General features: G+C 46.7%; 15 protein-coding genes. 2 read left to right on the top strand and 13 right to left on the bottom strand.

Annotation, left to right across the window (positions count from 1 at the left end):
• Positions 1–9 precede the first annotated feature (9 nt).
• From JCM15548_RS06570 to JCM15548_RS06530, 9 genes are all read right to left on the bottom strand, one after another.
• Positions 10–810 (bottom strand): DUF3108 domain-containing protein, encoded by an 801-nt coding sequence (locus tag JCM15548_RS06570; protein WP_062123652.1) that lies wholly within the window; start codon positions 808–810, stop codon positions 10–12.
• A 160-nt stretch (positions 811–970) separates the two neighbouring features.
• Entirely contained in the window at positions 971–1,666 is a 696-nt protein-coding gene (gene tsaB, locus JCM15548_RS06565; RefSeq protein WP_062123650.1) for a tRNA (adenosine(37)-N6)-threonylcarbamoyltransferase complex dimerization subunit type 1 TsaB, read from the bottom strand.
• 153 nt (positions 1,667–1,819) lie between these two features.
• Entirely contained in the window at positions 1,820–3,169 is a 1,350-nt protein-coding gene (locus JCM15548_RS06560) for a TolC family protein (RefSeq protein ID WP_062123648.1), read from the bottom strand.
• A gap of 97 nt (positions 3,170–3,266) precedes the next feature.
• Complete coding sequence (locus JCM15548_RS06555) at positions 3,267–4,349, bottom strand: efflux RND transporter periplasmic adaptor subunit (RefSeq protein ID WP_062123646.1); 1,083 nt, start codon at positions 4,347–4,349, stop codon at positions 3,267–3,269.
• Between the two features lie 31 nt (positions 4,350–4,380).
• Complete coding sequence (locus tag JCM15548_RS06550) at positions 4,381–5,661, bottom strand: ABC transporter permease (RefSeq protein WP_062123644.1); 1,281 nt, start codon at positions 5,659–5,661, stop codon at positions 4,381–4,383.
• 57 nt (positions 5,662–5,718) lie between these two features.
• Entirely contained in the window at positions 5,719–6,966 is a 1,248-nt protein-coding gene (locus JCM15548_RS06545; protein WP_062123733.1) for an ABC transporter permease, read from the bottom strand.
• A gap of 106 nt (positions 6,967–7,072) precedes the next feature.
• Positions 7,073–7,792, bottom strand: coding sequence for an ABC transporter ATP-binding protein (locus tag JCM15548_RS06540; RefSeq protein ID WP_157482477.1), 720 nt, complete (start codon positions 7,790–7,792; stop codon positions 7,073–7,075).
• 254 nt (positions 7,793–8,046) lie between these two features.
• Positions 8,047–8,364 carry a hypothetical protein gene (locus tag JCM15548_RS06535; RefSeq protein WP_157482475.1) on the bottom strand — a complete coding sequence of 106 codons (318 nt, stop codon included), beginning with the start codon at positions 8,362–8,364 and terminating at the stop codon, positions 8,047–8,049.
• Between the two features lie 35 nt (positions 8,365–8,399).
• Positions 8,400–9,800, bottom strand: a complete 1,401-nt coding sequence (locus JCM15548_RS06530; protein WP_062123640.1) for an OmpL47-type beta-barrel domain-containing protein — start codon at positions 9,798–9,800, stop codon at positions 8,400–8,402.
• Positions 9,801–9,819: 19 nt separating this feature from the next.
• On the opposite strand from JCM15548_RS06530, the gene JCM15548_RS21550 reads away from it, so the two are divergent.
• Positions 9,820–9,966: a hypothetical protein gene (locus tag JCM15548_RS21550; RefSeq protein ID WP_157482473.1), complete on the top strand. Its 147-nt coding sequence runs from the start codon at positions 9,820–9,822 to the stop codon at positions 9,964–9,966.
• Between the two features lie 215 nt (positions 9,967–10,181).
• Positions 10,182–11,021 (top strand): CPBP family intramembrane glutamic endopeptidase, encoded by an 840-nt coding sequence (locus tag JCM15548_RS06520; RefSeq protein ID WP_062123636.1) that lies wholly within the window; start codon positions 10,182–10,184, stop codon positions 11,019–11,021.
• Positions 11,022–11,088: 67 nt separating this feature from the next.
• Here the strand turns inward: JCM15548_RS06520 and JCM15548_RS06515 are convergent, their stop codons facing one another.
• The 4 genes from JCM15548_RS06515 to dgt form a co-directional block, all read right to left on the bottom strand.
• Positions 11,089–11,781, bottom strand: coding sequence for a hypothetical protein (locus JCM15548_RS06515; protein ID WP_062123634.1), 693 nt, complete (start codon positions 11,779–11,781; stop codon positions 11,089–11,091).
• 122 nt (positions 11,782–11,903) lie between these two features.
• Positions 11,904–13,454, bottom strand: a complete 1,551-nt coding sequence (locus JCM15548_RS06510) for an AbgT family transporter (RefSeq protein WP_062123632.1) — start codon at positions 13,452–13,454, stop codon at positions 11,904–11,906.
• Positions 13,455–13,522: 68 nt separating this feature from the next.
• Positions 13,523–14,440, bottom strand: a complete 918-nt coding sequence (locus JCM15548_RS06505) for a pseudouridine synthase (RefSeq protein ID WP_062123630.1) — start codon at positions 14,438–14,440, stop codon at positions 13,523–13,525.
• Complete coding sequence (gene dgt / locus JCM15548_RS06500) at positions 14,440–15,783, bottom strand: dGTP triphosphohydrolase (protein ID WP_062123628.1); 1,344 nt, start codon at positions 15,781–15,783, stop codon at positions 14,440–14,442. The genes JCM15548_RS06505 and dgt overlap by 1 nt, the downstream gene beginning before the upstream one ends.
• Positions 15,784–15,848 lie beyond the last annotated feature (65 nt).

Below are 15,848 nucleotides of genomic sequence, written 5' to 3'. Positions count from 1 at the left end.
CCGTTTTGCTTAAGGCACAAAGCTGGAAAAGGGATTTTTCAGGCCCCGGAACTGTTCCAGATCACAGACAAAGGATCCCACTTTCAGGTTGAACCGAATACGTACCGGCACCCGATTATCATCACGGGTGATCCAGATATGCATATCATCCTCTGTTTTAAAAGAGCGGCCCACCTCCGTGACGGGTGAAAATTTGTAACATTCCAATTTGCCGAAATGCGTATTAATGGTCTCCAATCCCCGGTAACGAATCCGCAGGGGAAATTCTTCATCCGCAAAGTAGGTCTGTAAGGTAATGATTTGCCCCTCTCTTAAATTATCATTGAAATGCTTTTCACGGGCGATATAAAAGGCGGAAACAATATCATAAATATTGGGCACGACCCATTTTTCACCTGAGCGTTGGCTGAGCACCCGCGTGGAATCTTCCCCCTGTTCAAATAACGATTCGTTGTACCAGCGATAGCGCCCCTCACTGATGTTTCGGATGGACTTAACGGGCAAGCGCGTCTGCGGATCGTAAAAACTCTCATAAACATCCCGCACCTTAAAAATTTTATCTGCCAGTCCGGCCGTTTTGGCCTTGCCGACCATGTGGTAAACAGCACGCCCGTTAAGAACCGAATCTTTGACGGTTAACAAACCTTCTCCCCCTCTTATGAAGCCATAATTCATCACATAATGCAATTCCTCTCCGGGACCAAAAGACTTGTGTTGAAACTTTTGGGCAGGTAATTTTTCGGCCGTCAGCGTTCCCGACAAAAGCAGAAAAGATAAGAGAATATAATTAATGGTTAATCTATTCATCATAACGCATCATTTTGTACCAAATGGTTTTGGTTGTAAGTAAAACAAATTTCAAGTAACAATCCAATAACCCTTATACAAATTATGAGCCCTTCTTGTTTCACCACCCGACAGAGAAAAGGCCAGCGTTGCGTTTAATGCTCATTACCAATACCTTAACCGCTTAAAAATATTTATTTTTGGGTGTGGTTGCCATAAAGCTTTTTAAATAAAAAGGCTCGAAATACGCCACATCTTCAAAATTTCTGGCCTCATAGCGACGCATGGCCAAAGAAGCCATGGCGGCAGCCAATGGCACAATCTCCCCCACAAACTGTGCCTGCGAGTGGGACATCACTGTGCGGCACTTATCCGATCCATCCCCAAAAAAGAAAATTCTCTGCTGCTCTAACTCAGTCCTGAAGCTGTTTTCATCGATGATCTCTGCCATCACCTCACGGGCCACCGACAGGTCTGGACGATATAAGGCCGAATAGACTTCCATGCGACGGGCATCGATCATGGGACAAAGAAGATCCTCCCTGGCTACTTCCGGTGCCTTCTGCAAAAAATGGGCCGCCATAATTTCCAAAGAAGTCATGGCGATCAAGGGCTTACCTGTGGCGAAGCAGATGCCTTTTGCAACAGAAACACCAATTCGCAGACCGGTATAGGAACCCGGACCACTGCTGACAGCAACGGCGTCCAAATCTTCGGCCCGACAATCTGCCTGTGCCAACAGTTTCTCAATGAGCAAGGTCAGTAAGGTTGAATGCGAGTTCGGTGTATCCTCGCGAAGCGCGTTCAATACCTTATGGTTTTGAACCAATGCGACGGAACACACGGTTGTGGAAGTCTCTATGCAAAGTATAAGGGCCATCTGTTCATCTTTTAAAAGGGGCCGTTTTACCCTACCCCTCCAAATTTTCCCACAAATTTAGGCATAAAAGTCAAGAGATGAATACCAACCTCCATCCAATATAACAACAAAACCCCGGAATTTCCGGGGTTTTGTTGTCTTCAGATTCTTTTTTTAACTCTTATAGCACAATGGCTTTGCCTGGTAAAAATCCAGAATTTTCAGTCGCAGCAAATAGGTATATTTGGCCTGGATAAAGTCAGATTCGGCCTTCATGTACTCGGTTTTGGCCACATTGTAATCGACCGAGTTAACCATACCTACATTGTAGCGCTTTTCGGTATATCTGAAGGATTCCTGGTAGGAATCCACCGCTGACTGTCCGGCCTCATACTGCCTGAAAGCTGCCTGGGCATCCGCGTGGGCCTGTTGTATTTCCTTACGCAACACCTGCTTCTGCTGTTCCAGCGCATACTCAGAATTCAAAACACTGATACGCGCGTTTTTAACGCCGGTGCGGGCAGAGAGGGCGTTGAACAGGGGAACCGACAGACTTAAACCATAATACCGGGAAGCATTGTCCTCAAAGCTTTGGCGGAAATCAAAATTTTCCTGACCATCGTACTTACTAACATAGGTACCCCAGCCTATATTGAAAGACAATCGGGGCATTAAATAACCTTTGGCAATGGCTACTTCCTGCTCACTGCTCCTGAGCCGCCATTCAGAGGCGGCTATTTGTGGCAGGTTATTAACGGCATAATCATAAACGCCGGATGACTCAACCAATTCGGCACCTGACAACTCAGGCATCTCCGGTGTTACAATATCAAAACCTTCGGCCGATTCCAGATCCAAAGCCTGTGCCAGATCGAGCAATGACAGGGTCAGATTGTTTTCCAACCGGGTCACATTGAGTGCATCCCGGGCTGCCAGGGAACGGACTTCCAGCAAATGGCCTTCCGGCAAACTTCCGGCCTCCACCAGCTTTTGGGTGCGATCGACCTGTAACTGTACGGTTGTATATTGTCGACGGGCAGCTTCCAACAGCTCCTTGTCGAACAAAATCTGCATATACAGGGAAGTAATATTCAAAGCCATATCATTCTCTGCTTTTTCCACATCCTTAACGGCGGCCTGCCAGTCCAACTCGCCTTTTTTAATACTATTCCGACGCGTAAAGCCTTCAAATAATGGTGTATTTGAAGAAATACCTACATTTCCGTCCTGGGTAGTGACATCAATCACCCGAAAGGCATTCTCATCCCTTACCCGGCCACTCCTCGAGCGGTAACTTCCACTGGCATTCAAATCAGGTAATAACTCCAGCTTTTTTTGCTGGTGCTGGTTGCGGGCATAATCCGCATTCAACTGTTGCCGTTTAATGGACAGGTTATTGTTTCGGGCGTGTTCGATGCATTGTTCCAATCCCCAGGCTTGCCCGGTCACCGGTGCTTCCTGGGCACTGACTGCCATGGTGGTTGCCAAAGCCCATCCAACCAATATACTTCTTAAGGTTTGCATACAACTGTAGATTTCTGTAACGCTTTAAATGAAAGCGCCATAAAAGTTTCTTTTAAATAATTACTGGTCCATTATTGCGTCCGGATGGAGGCCCGGATTAGATCGTTGGCACCTTTACTTTCTCTTCTTCTTTAAGGCCATTCAGCAGTTCGATATTCAGACCATCCGATAAGCCGGTCTCCACCAAACGCTTTTCAAAGACCTGATCTTCGGTCTCCACCTCCACAAAAACGGAGTCACCGCTAAACTGAAGCACCTTTTCATTAACGGCCAGCACGCTGTCGCGACGATCCAAAACAATGTCGGCATTGGCACTGTAGCCGGCCCTGATAAACTGTTGCTCTTTCAGTTTAACGGCCGCTTTTATCTCAAACTGAATGGCGCCGCCTTCTTCCACGCCTTTGGGAGAGATATATTCCAGATAAGCATCGAACATTTCATTTTCAACGGCGCCAATGGTCATCAGCAAATGCATGCCTTCTTTTATCTTGCCGACTTCGGTCTCATCCACCTTGCCCTCGAACACCATTTCCGACATATCGGCCACCATGGCTACGGTTGTACCATCGTTAAAGGCATTACTTTTTATCACGGAATTGCCCTCTTCCACCGGCACATCCAAAACCATTCCGTCAATGGTCGAACGGATCACTGTATTGGTTTTAGCCCCCATCTTCTTGGTAACCCCTTCCTGAATCAACTGCAAATGATTCTCAGCAGCTTGCAAATCTTCTCTGCTGGTTTTGAAGCGCAGCTCCTCTGATTGAAACTCAGAGATGGCGATCACATTTTGCTCAAACAAGTCCTTCATTCGGTTAAAATCAGCTTCGGCATTTTCAAAGGCCATACGGGCCTTGTTTACCCTGCTCTCCGCTTCATTCACCTGAACCATTTCCGGAATAATCTGAATACGGGCAATCATATCCCCCTTCTTAACCAACTCTCCGGGTTCTACAAAAAGAGCGGTAATAATGCCCGACTCCTGAGGCTTAATCGCGATTTCCTTTCGTGGAACCACGGATCCTGTAGCCACGGTCTTTTTAATGATATTCGTCTTAAACGGCGTCTCGGTTTCATAAACCGTGGGGGCTGCTTTCGATTGTTTGTAGAGATACACAAACACCCATGCTACCAATGCCACAAAAACAAGCAAAAGTCCAATTTTCAAAAATCGTTTCATATTTAAAATATTTAAAATTTATCCACTTAAACTACTCGTGTCTCAATGCTTCAATGGGCTTAATACGTATGGCCTTTTGGGCAGGTATTAATCCGGCAATCAGTCCGGTCAGCACCAATACCGCCAGGGCAATCAGTGCCATGGGCAAACCTATTTCAGGGTTCTTGAAAAAGGTGCCCTCTTCGGAAGTTTTGGCTGCCTCAGCAGCCATAATGGCCATATCAGCTGCATGCAGCACCAGGGTTCCAAGGGCCAGTCCCAGAAAACCTGCGATGGTGGTCAGAAAAACGGACTCGGTCAGGATCTGACTCACAATGGTCCAGGGACGCGCACCAATGGCGCGCTGAATGCCAATTTCCTTGGTGCGTTCACGGACTATCACCAACATGATGTTGCTAATACCCACCGCACCGGCCACCAGGGTTCCGATCCCCACAATCCAGATCAACACATTAATGCCCAAAAACATATAATTCATGGTCTTCACCTGCTCCTCGACATTAAAATGACCGGTCGCCTCCAAATCCTCAGGATCTATGGAGTGCTTGCTCTTCAATAATTGAGTGACCTTTTCGGCGGTCTCCGAAACACTTTCGCCCGCTCGTGAGGTGAAGCCAAAAAAGTGAACATCATTGCCGTAGTTAAAAGATTGTTGCATGGTGGTAAAAGGCAAGGAAATCATTTCCTTTTTATCACCTCCGATGTTGATATTGGGGTTTTTAGACCTGGCTACCCCAATTACCTGAAACCAAACGCCACTCACTTTAAGGTATTCGCCCACCGGATCTTCATCTTTTTCGAACATGACCTCGTATACCCGTTCACCAATCACACAGACTTTTCTTCGGTGGTGTATATCCATATCATTGATATACCGGCCGTAAACCATTTCATTGGGATCAATCAAATTGTAATCGGGTACTTCTCCATTAACCCGGAAGGAGCCGGTCTTCAATCCCCGAATGACATTTTCGCCATTGGATATATTCCAACCCTGAAGCTTGGGCGCCAGCACGTCCACCTCCGGAATTTCACGCCGGATAGAAGCCATGTCATCATTGGTAAAATTCCATTGACGTCCCTGCCGGAATCCCTTATAAGGTTTGGTAGTGGTATTGGCCCAGACAAAGGCACTGTTGGCCGCAAAATCTTTGAATCCATCCGTGACGCCATTAATTAAGCCGTTACCGGCCCCGGTCATGGTCACGAGCATAAAGATGCCCCAAAACACTCCGAATGCAGTAAGCACACTGCGTAACTTATTCTGTTTTATGGCATTGAAGATTTCCTGCCATCTGTCTTTGTCAAACACGGTATTTTGTTTTAAATGTTAGCCTGAAAGCCACTTGTTAAAAAGAAAGCCATCTGTTTACTCATCGTGCAAGGCCTCAATGGGTTTAATACCGGCCGCTTTGCGGGCCGGAATAAACCCGGCCAGCAATCCCGCAACCACCAGGAGTATGGTGGCAGATATGGCCACTCCAAAGCTGGCAGAGGGATTAAAAAAGACATAGCGGACGGTATCATTGGTCTCCGCCATGGAAGTCAGCACTGTACTGGCAATATGCAGAATTCCCATGCCTAATAACATGCCCACCAATCCCGCTACCGCCGTAATAAAAAGCGATTCCGACAGTACCAACATCACCACACTGAGCGGAGAGGCCCCAATGGCCTTGCGAATACCAATTTCCTTGGTTCTTTCCTTGACCAGAATAATCATGATGTTACTCACGCCGACTATGCCGGCAATGATGGTCATGATGCCGATGATCCAGACAAACATCCGGATGCCGCCGAATACGCCCTGGGCCCGTTTAAAGTCCTCCAGCGTATTCCAAACATACAAGGCCTCATCGTCAGAGGTGGAAAACCGGTGTCGCTTGGCCAAAAAACCTCTGATTTCTTCCTCTATTTGTTTATTGGCTTCAACGGTGGTGGACGTCGTGGTCATGGCCAGATTACTCAAACGATTGGCCCCGTTAAAAACCCGCTGCCCGGTAGACAACGGCAAAATGGCATCTTTGGCATTCTTGTCGGTTGGATTCTCAAGCACCCCTACCACCTGAAAATAGATGCCCCCCACTTTTACATATTCGCCTATGGGCTCCACCTCTTTGAACAACATATCTACAATGCTCTGAGAAAGCACAATGACTTTGCGGTTCTCCTGAATGTCCATTTGATTGATAAAACGCCCCTTGAGAACATTCATCAATCGGATATTAATGAACTCCGGCATCACGCAGGTCACCCTATAATTGGCATACTCATTGCCGTAGGTGATGGCCACATCCGACCAGAGGTAGAGGCGACCCGAGATATCATCAATTCCCCGCAACTCCCGTTTCATGAGGTCATAATCCTCATTGGTAAACTGCACGCGTCGACCCTTTCCCAAACCTTCAAAATTCTCACTGGTACGTCCAGGCCAAATCTGGATGGCATTTTTGGCAATGTCCTTAAAATTAAATTCCATGCCATTCTGCAAACCCCTGCCGCTTCCCAACAAAATAATCAGCATAAAAATACCCCACGCCACACTAAACCCGGTCATAACAGCCCTTAACTTATTTTTTTTAAGGGTGGATAGTATTTCTTCTAAATAATCGAACATTTTGAGTAGATGGTTAAATAAAACATAAACAGCCATTAAGCGGCACTTTCGTTTACCGATTCCATTAAAACCAGGCTTTCGAACGGTAGGCCGTTTTCTTAAAAGATTAATTGACTTCTACAGATTCTAAATGAAAAGCGTGGTTCACCTGATTCGATTCGATAACACCATCCCGCAAACGAATAATGCGCTGGGTTTGATTGGCAATATCATTTTCGTGGGTCACAATGATGATAGCGATACCGGTCTGGTTGACTTCCTTCAAAATCTCCATCACCTCCAGGGAAGTCTGTGAATCCAGCGCCCCGGTGGGCTCATCGGCCAAAATAATTTTCGGCTTGGATATCAGTGCACGGGCGATGGCAATGCGCTGTTTTTGTCCACCCGACAATTCCGATGGCAAATGGTGGGCCCACTCACGAAGCCCCATGCGCTCAAGATATTCCAATGCCAGATTGTTTCGCTTTTTCCGACTCACCTTTTGGTAGTACAAGGGCAGAGCCACATTTTCCATGGCATTTTTAAAGGAGATCAAGTTGAAGGACTGAAAAACAAAGCCGATGTATTGATTTCTGTATTTGGCCGCCTTGGTCTCATTCATTTTAGAGATATGAATGTCATCCAAATGATAGGAGCCCGCATCGTAATTATCCAAGATGCCCAATATATTAAGCAGTGTGGATTTTCCGGAACCGGACGAACCCATAATGCTGACCATTTCTCCTTTTTGGATGTCCATATCAATACCTTTAAGAACGTGAAGGGAGTTACTCCCGTTCACATACGACTTATGAAGCGCTTCCACACGAATGATACTATTACTCATTGCCCAATATATTTAACTGTTATAGATATGTTGCGAAAATTAACAATCATCTTGCCAAAAAACATAATATATTGAATTACTGTGGAATAACAAATCCATGACAGAAGTCATGTATTAAAAAGTGTCTGATTTCGGGACGAGAACTGTCCGTTAACGGACATTAAGTAAAGTTACGAACACTCTGCGCAAAAAAGCAAAAAAACACCAACACAAAAAAACAGTGTTGGTGTTATCATGAAAATATGATCAAGCGCCTATTTTCTGGCCACTCTGAATTTCAAGGTTTTGGTGCCTGAATTACCTAATTTATCAAGGGCTTCCACATGCACTTCATACAGTCGCTCATCCTTAAACAATTCATTGTCAGACGGCGAATTGTCGCCACCGTATTTGAACTTTTCTCCCCCATCAATGGTATAGAAAATATCCTGTGTTCCGCAGTAGCGATCGGTGGCTCCAATGTACATTTTTACATAGGGGGGGAATACACTGATTTTTTCACCCTCTGTCACCTCCTCACGCAAGGCCTTAATACTAAAGTTGACATAAATTTCCGGGGCCTCATTATCCACCACCAATTCACTTTGCTTCTCTGCTTCCTCATTGCCTACCTTATCTGTTGCTTTGAATGCAATGGCATGCCATCCCCCTTGGCCAACTTAAAACGGCTACCATTCTGATAAGAACCCTCATTGATTCGGTACGCCATTTGATCGACGCCTGAATCGGGATCCTCAGATTTCAGAAGGATGCTCGTTTCACTGGAAATAAAAAGGGTATCGCGTGTAAAAAACCGGGGCCCATCGAATTCAATTCTTGACATAGGCGCTTCGTTATCCATGAACACCGTTATTTTTTCGATCACCGAACGGTTAGAAACCATGTCCAGTGCCTGAAACCACACAGTCTGTAGCCCTTGCTTTTCCTCCAGCCTAAAGGGCCGCTCATAAATCTCATCCATGAAGCGTTGACTGTAACCATAGATAATATTGTGAATGCCTGAAACCGTATCTCTGGCGCTCAGCTGCAGCTGGCTGCGGGGAGAAACATACAAAACTTCACCCATAAACTGATCGCCCAAAACCAAAGATGAGGCTGTAGGGGGCGTTCTGTCAACCACAAAGGCCAAAACACTGGCCCCCACATCATTACCTTCAAACACATTGCCCACATGGTCTTCCGCCCAATATTTTAACGCATATTCTCCGGTTGGCAAAACACTCAGATCAATGCCATCTTTGTAAACATGTACTGGCTGATCATTTATTTGATAGCGAATTTGTTTCAACCCTGAACGCGTATCTTTGGCAGCGATTACAATTTTGGAATCCCCCGAGGCCGCCTTTCCATGCACATTGCCTTCCAGACTCCAATTGGCCACCGGTGGTGTAGCATCAATGGTGAATTGGTAGCTTTGTACATCCTCTGCGTTACCCACATGATCAACGGCATAAACCTTTAGCTCATAATCGCCCTCCGCATCGAAGCGCAAGGTGTCGGTACAGGCCAAAAAGGGTGCACCATTTTTGCTGATATAGATCTGCTCCACGCCCGACATCTGGTCTGCAGCCTCCAGGCTGACTTTTAGACCTTTGCGGTAAAACACCGAACCATTATCAACATGCCGATCAGCCTTACTCCATGAAACCTTTGTGACCGGCGCCATACCGTCGGCATACACATCAAATACGATGTCGGCCACCGGATAAACCATTTTTTTGGTAATCGTGTCCACCTGAGAAGGGGTACGGATGGTGTTTAAACCTTCGGTGTCAAAATAAAAAGGGTTACTATATTGCGGGGTTTCGTGGCTTTCCAGACGGTGCATGTTTTCGGTTGAAGCAGGCGCGTTACCTATAAATAAATACATGGGCTGGTGCTTGTTGACAAACAGCTTTCCATTTTCTGCCTGATACATTTTTGAAGGATGGTCCAGTCTATCCTGTCCCATTAATACAACCGAATTAACGGCAAAAACCAAAAAGACCAACAATAATCGATTTTTCATCTATGCAAAACTTTTAAAAATGGATGGATTATTCAGTTTCCCTTTCCGCTTTCACAGAGAAACCAGCCTTTGGCGATACTCTGGTACAGAGGGCGACATCAGCCGGGAAACCTTTGTTCTCACTACCCGATACGCCTTTATCCATGGCGTGGTTTCGGCTCTTTGACGGATAACTGATAAAACCTGACCAAAAGTCGAATGCATAAAACAAAAAAAAATCAGAGAAGGTGGGTACCCACATATGGGCCATAACAGATCTGCCTCAAAAGACCCGGCAGGCCATTTAGCTGACCTGAGTCATTTTTGGAATAGCTAATAAAACAGTACTTTTATCACCTGAACCGTCACCAACAAAAAACCAATCCAAAATATTAGTTATCAATGAGAAAAGGATCGCTAACACAATTACCCCCCTTCATACAGCTCATTTTTGTTCTCTGTATGGTGATCGTATCTGCTGTTGTCATTACCGCCATAGGTGTGGTGGCGGCGCTTCCATTTACAGGCTTGGAAGAAGTTGCCGGATTGTTGCAGGGAACCGGGTCCATCGCTTTTATGAAATACCTGCAGGTGTTGCAGAGTTTCGCTATTTTTATAGTACCCTCCGTTTTGGCCGCCTGGTTTTTTTCTGAAAAACCAGCCCAATGGCTCGGCTTTAACGACTCAAAAACCACGTGGATTATTCTGTCCATGGCGACCATACTGGCCATCCAGCCCTTCGTTAGCTACATTGGCATGGTGAACGCCCAAATAACCCTTCCGGATTATTTGGAGGCGCTGTATCGCTGGATGCACCAAACTGAGCAAAGTGCCAACGAGATCATATTCCGGTTTTTGGATACCCAAAACCTGTCGGTCATTCTTTTCAATGTGTTTATGATTGCTATTTTACCGGCTCTGGGAGAAGAAATGCTTTTTCGTGGCGGATTACAGCCACTGATTCAGAAGATGGTAAAAAATCACCATGCCGCCATATGGATAACAGCCTTTCTGTTCAGCGCCATGCACATGCAGTTTCTGACCTTTGCCCCCCGCTTCATATTAGGTGGCGTGTTGGGCTATTTGCTGGTCTACGGTGCAGCATCTGGTACCCCATTGCCGCCCATTTTTTCAACAATCTATCTTCTCTGGTTGTCTTTCATTACTACCGGCATACCCAACCAGAGGTGGACCCGTTTGATGCCAATATGGCCACACCGGCACTGGCGGTGGCCATATTAAGCCTCATTGTGGCGGGGGGCTTCCTTTTTCTGTTTTGGAGATGGTCGGACAAGCATCCCACCGGACCTTAATCTTTTTCTGTTGGGCGATACACATAAACAACACCATAATCACTGCATTTCTCCCGCTTTAGAGAGGGTTCCTGCTGATCATGGGCCGCTTCAATTTCATTCCACAAGTGCGTAATGAGGCCATCGGCCTGCGTTCTGAATTCAACGACCTTGTCGAGCAGCTTATGTGAAGTGTTCAATAAATCCTTATGCGTGTTATACAGTTCCACAAATTTTTCATACTTCACCCGAACCATGGCCAGAGAAGGGTTATATATGCGTGTAGCCCCCTGAGCGATTCGTTGCTCTTCCCCGTCAATCACATTTTTGCCCCAATGCAGCAATTGTTGTTCGGTCCCAATCTCAGGAACCGAACGCTCTTCCGCATCGATGCCGTAGAACTCACGGATCTCAGGCTTTAACTCACCACGCGCAACACACAGGTTAATGACCTGTAAAAAATGAGACACATAGAGACGGGCCGATCGAAATTGATCCATTAAGAGTTTTCCAATTTTGGCCTGACGATCGCGATTATGCTGATATTGAGCCAGCGCTTGTTCAAAATGCGGGTAAAAGGACTTTAATTGCAAAAGACTTTTTTGTGAGAATGCCAAATCTACCGGGCCCAGCAAAGAGCCTTTATTCATAGCAGCCTTGAGTGCCCTAAGTCGTGCCTGATCCGTATTTGGCAATCGTCGGTATGGCATAGAAATTTATTGAGGTTTACAATTCAAGTCCCGTCCCTTGCTCAAGGGTTACAAGACCCTCAGCGGTGAAAATATTCAAAAGTTTACACTAATCCAAATAATCAAACGCCTGATTGATTAGCCTATAGATAAATACCCTCTCCTACGCCAATCGGCAATCCCAGCCAGTACCAAACAAAAAGCATAATCACCCACATCACAAAAAGCACCACGCTGTAGGGTACCAAAAGAGAGAGGATGGTTCCAATTCCCACATCCTTATCGTACTTTCGCACCCAGCCTATGAGCAGGGGAAAATAAATGTAGAGCGGACTCACACAGTTGGTAATGGAGTCGCCCACCCTATACATGAGCTGGATAAAAGCCGGGCTATAGCCCAACTGTGCCAGCATAGGGATAAAAATGGGGGCAAAAATGGCCCACTTGGCGGATCCGCTGCCGATGAAAATATTCAGGAAAGCAACAATCATCATAAACAAGGTAAACATCACCGGTCCCGTTAATCCGGAGGCCTCGAGAAACTGAGCGCCATTGATGGCGAGGATGGTATCGAGCCGACTCCAGCTAAACAAGTTTATAAACTGGGCCACCACCAGCATCAATACAATGTAGCCCGATAAATCCTTCATCCCCAATTCCATGAACTTCAGCAGATCATCCGGCTTTTTAATGGAGCCGGTGACCTTTCCATACACATATCCGGGTATGGCAAAAAAGAAAAACAAAATGGGTACCAAACCTCTCAGAAAAGGCGAAGGCACCACGCCGCCGGTCTCCTGATTACGGAGCGGTCCGTTAGCCGGCGCCACCAATGCTATAACAACAGCGATAATGGCCAGGGCCGCCCAACCAGCATAAACCATACCTTTTCTTTCAAGAGGACTTAACTGCGGTTTATCCTTAAAGGCCTGAACTCCTTCCTCTCCAATGGCCAGATTTTTACATCCGGGAATGGTGAAGCGAGAGGCCACAAAGGCACCTCCTATGCCCAGCATGAGGGTAGAAGCAATCATAAAATACCAGTTGGCGGTGGCACTCACTTCAACGGAGCCATCCAGGCGGGAGGCGACATCGGTACTAATTCCTGCCAACAATACATCTGTACCGGCAATAAAGAAATTGGCCGTAAATCCCGCGGTAGCACCGGCATAACCGGCAATGAGACCGGCAATGGGATGCAAGCCCATTTGCATAAAAATCAGGGCGGCAATGGGTGGGACAATCACCACCCCTGCATCTGAGCCAATATTGCCACAGGCCCCTATAATGAAAATAACCGGCAAAACCACCTTGCGCGGAACCGCAAAAGCCATGGTACGCAAGGCAATGGGCAACAGACCACTTTTCTCGGCAACAGAAACCCCCATCAACATCACCAACACCAGGCCAAAGGGGGCAAAGTGGGCAAAATTGGTCACCATTTCTTCGAGGAAGCGCCGCAAGCCCTCACCCGAAATCAAATTTTTGGCCATAACCTCGACACCCGTTCCCGGATCCACGGCACTCACCCCCAAAAAGGCAGCAATGGCACTCAATCCAATAATAAAAACGGTGATCCACACAAACATCCAGAAAGGATGGGGCAATTTATTCCCCAGAAGTTCGATCCATTTCAACAAACCTTTACTCCCGGTTGTGTGCGCATTCGAGGTTGATTTCTGCTCTTTTGCCATAAGTCAGTATGTATAAATGTAGAATCCCCGAAAATAATATTTTTTAACTATTGCAGCAATGATTTTCTCTAGCAGATAAATCCTTCCTGATCCCGATACTTTAAAAAACGTCTTTTTTCAGCCTCCGGAAAGGTTCTGAATTTGCGCGGGGCTTCAATTTCAAGTTCAAGTTGTTCTCCATGGATGGGATGCACAAATGTCAACCCGGTGGCACATAAAAACAAACCCTTGTGCTGAAGCACCTGTCCAGCCCTACCATACAACGCATCTCCCAAAATAGGAAAACCCGCCTCAGCCAGATGTATGCGCAATTGATGGGTGCGTCCGGTGGCCGGGAAAAGCTTCACCAGAGACAGGCAACCACTCCGCAAAGACGGCCAGGATTCGAGCACTTCATACCTGGTCAAAGCAGCCTTCCCATCTATGGGGGTACGCCATTCTCCCTGAGGCATCGGCTCACCCATGACCAGTGCTGTATATGCTTTTTGAATGGCTTTTGTCTGCATGAGCTCACCCAGTGCCCGGTGGGCCCTATAGGTCTTGGCCGTTATTAACAATCCGGCCGTCAAGCCGTCCAGACGGTGAATGGCCAATGGAGCCGGCAAGACATCCGGCTGTGTGGAGGCCCTCAAATTACCGGGAAGGGCATTTTCAATGCACCTGAACCGGTTTCCACTCACAATGATACCAGCCGGTTTATAAATGACCGCCAAATAATCATCTTCGTAAACGACTTCCAGCTGAAGCGGCAAAACCCGACGTTCATCTTTCAGCGGCTTTGACCAGGTAACCTGATCCCCTTTTTTTAGGATAACCGCGGTTCGGGCGGGTTGCGAATTAACAACCACCAGTCCTTTTTTAATGGCCTTTTTGACCGCTGACTTCGTCTCCAATCCGATAAATACGCCTGGCAGATAATCGTCCAGCCGCAATTGTGTCGGATTGCCTTCTACCGTATGGTTATAATCCACAGAAGCAGCCGGCATTATTTAAATCGTTTATCGGTGACGGCAATGCCGTTGATCTTTCGAAACAGGTCGAGGGCATACACATCGGTCATGCCCGAAACAAAATCAAGCACTGTCTGTATTTTTTGATGTACGGGGGCCTGCACATCCACCCGGTATTGTTGCGGAATAAAAGGCAGTAATAAACCGGAAAAATGATCGTCGGGGTGCATCACCGCATGCGTAAATTCTTTTAAAAGCGAGCCCAAAATACGAAAACCCGCAATTTCAATCTCCACCACCGAAGGGTGCTTATAAATGGTATTAAAACCGGTTTTTTCGCACTGTCGCATGGCATCTGCTGCACTGCCGCTAAGGTGTGTAATCAACGATCCTGAAAAACTTCCTGCCAAAATCTGATCGTGATGGTCGATAAAAATGGCACTACACATTTTCACCAGTTTGCCGATAACGGTCGCCCGGATAAAAGCGATTTGCTCATTGGTATCGGTCACCTCCTGACAAGTCATTTCAATGCGCTTGATGAGATCAGCTTCTTCCCGCGTATCAAAATAAGCCAGTAAAAGTCCCCTGGTTTCATCGGTGGACAGTATACCCAACTTATGGGCATCTTCAATGTCCATAATCTGATAACAAATATCATCGGCTGCTTCCACGAGGTAAACCAGAGGATGCCTGGCAAACACACCGGGCCGTTGTGGATGCTCCTTCAACCCCAGCTCTTCGGCAATCTGAAGATAGGTGGCCTTTTCGGACTGAAAAAAGCCGTATTTCTTGAGACCTTCGGTACCGGATGCATAGGGATACTTCACAATGGAAGCCACGGTTGTATAGGTCATACCAAAACCGCCTTTACGGCGACCGGAAAACTGGTGCGTCAGTAAACGCAAAGCGTTGGCATTGCCCTCAAAGTCGATCAGATCACGCCACACCGCTGCATCATTGATCAGGGGCTCGTACTTTTGACCTTCTCCGGTCTTAAAAAAAAGCGAAATGGCCTTTTCTCCGCTGTGACCAAAGGGCGGATTACCCATGTCGTGGGCCAGGCACGCTGCTGCGGTAACGGCACCCAGCTCTTCGGCCAGGGGATTTTTGACTTGAATGGTTTCACACAAAAACTGACTGATGTTGTTGCCCAGTGAGCGACCCACGCTGGCCACTTCCAGACTGTGCGTCAGTCGGTTGTGCACAAACACACTGCCCGGCAATGGAAACACCTGGGTTTTATCCTGCAGTCGCCTAAAGGGAGATGAAAATATTAAGCGGTCGTAGTCCCTTTGAAACTGGCTACGATCGTGATGCTCTCCTTTTCTGACGGGTTGACCGGTACGAAAACCAGACAATAGTCTTTCCCAATTCATTTCGCTCATTTTAATTGGCTTGTGTTCCATTAATACGGTTCAAAAATAAGCAATATACCCGATTG

This window comes from Geofilum rubicundum JCM 15548, assembly GCF_000974365.1.
Taxonomy (GTDB): domain Bacteria; phylum Bacteroidota; class Bacteroidia; order Bacteroidales; family Marinilabiliaceae; genus Geofilum; species Geofilum rubicundum.
The sequence above is the reverse complement of the archived record's forward strand: the minus strand, read 5'-3'. Positions and strand labels throughout refer to the sequence as shown.

Bases quoted from the DNA above. Each gene is read 5' to 3' on its own strand.
- JCM15548_RS06570 (WP_062123652.1), bottom strand. From the start codon at position 810: ATGATGAATAGATTAACCATTAATTATATTCTCTTATCTTTTCTGCTT.
- tsaB (WP_062123650.1), bottom strand. From the start codon at position 1,666: ATGGCCCTTATACTTTGCATAGAGACTTCCACAACCGTGTGTTCCGTC.
- JCM15548_RS06560 (WP_062123648.1), bottom strand. From the start codon at position 3,169: ATGCAAACCTTAAGAAGTATATTGGTTGGATGGGCTTTGGCAACCACC.
- JCM15548_RS06555 (WP_062123646.1), bottom strand. From the start codon at position 4,349: ATGAAACGATTTTTGAAAATTGGACTTTTGCTTGTTTTTGTGGCATTG.
- JCM15548_RS06545 (WP_062123733.1), bottom strand. From the start codon at position 6,966: ATGTTCGATTATTTAGAAGAAATACTATCCACCCTTAAAAAAAATAAG.
- JCM15548_RS06540 (WP_157482477.1), bottom strand. From the start codon at position 7,792: ATGAGTAATAGTATCATTCGTGTGGAAGCGCTTCATAAGTCGTATGTG.
- JCM15548_RS06530 (WP_062123640.1), bottom strand. From the start codon at position 9,800: ATGAAAAATCGATTATTGTTGGTCTTTTTGGTTTTTGCCGTTAATTCG.
- JCM15548_RS21550 (WP_157482473.1), top strand. From the start codon at position 9,820: ATGGATGGATTATTCAGTTTCCCTTTCCGCTTTCACAGAGAAACCAGC.
- JCM15548_RS06520 (WP_062123636.1), top strand. From the start codon at position 10,182: ATGAGAAAAGGATCGCTAACACAATTACCCCCCTTCATACAGCTCATT.
- JCM15548_RS06515 (WP_062123634.1), bottom strand. From the start codon at position 11,781: ATGCCATACCGACGATTGCCAAATACGGATCAGGCACGACTTAGGGCA.
- JCM15548_RS06510 (WP_062123632.1), bottom strand. From the start codon at position 13,454: ATGGCAAAAGAGCAGAAATCAACCTCGAATGCGCACACAACCGGGAGT.
- JCM15548_RS06505 (WP_062123630.1), bottom strand. From the start codon at position 14,440: ATGCCGGCTGCTTCTGTGGATTATAACCATACGGTAGAAGGCAATCCG.
- dgt (WP_062123628.1), bottom strand. From the start codon at position 15,783: ATGAATTGGGAAAGACTATTGTCTGGTTTTCGTACCGGTCAACCCGTC.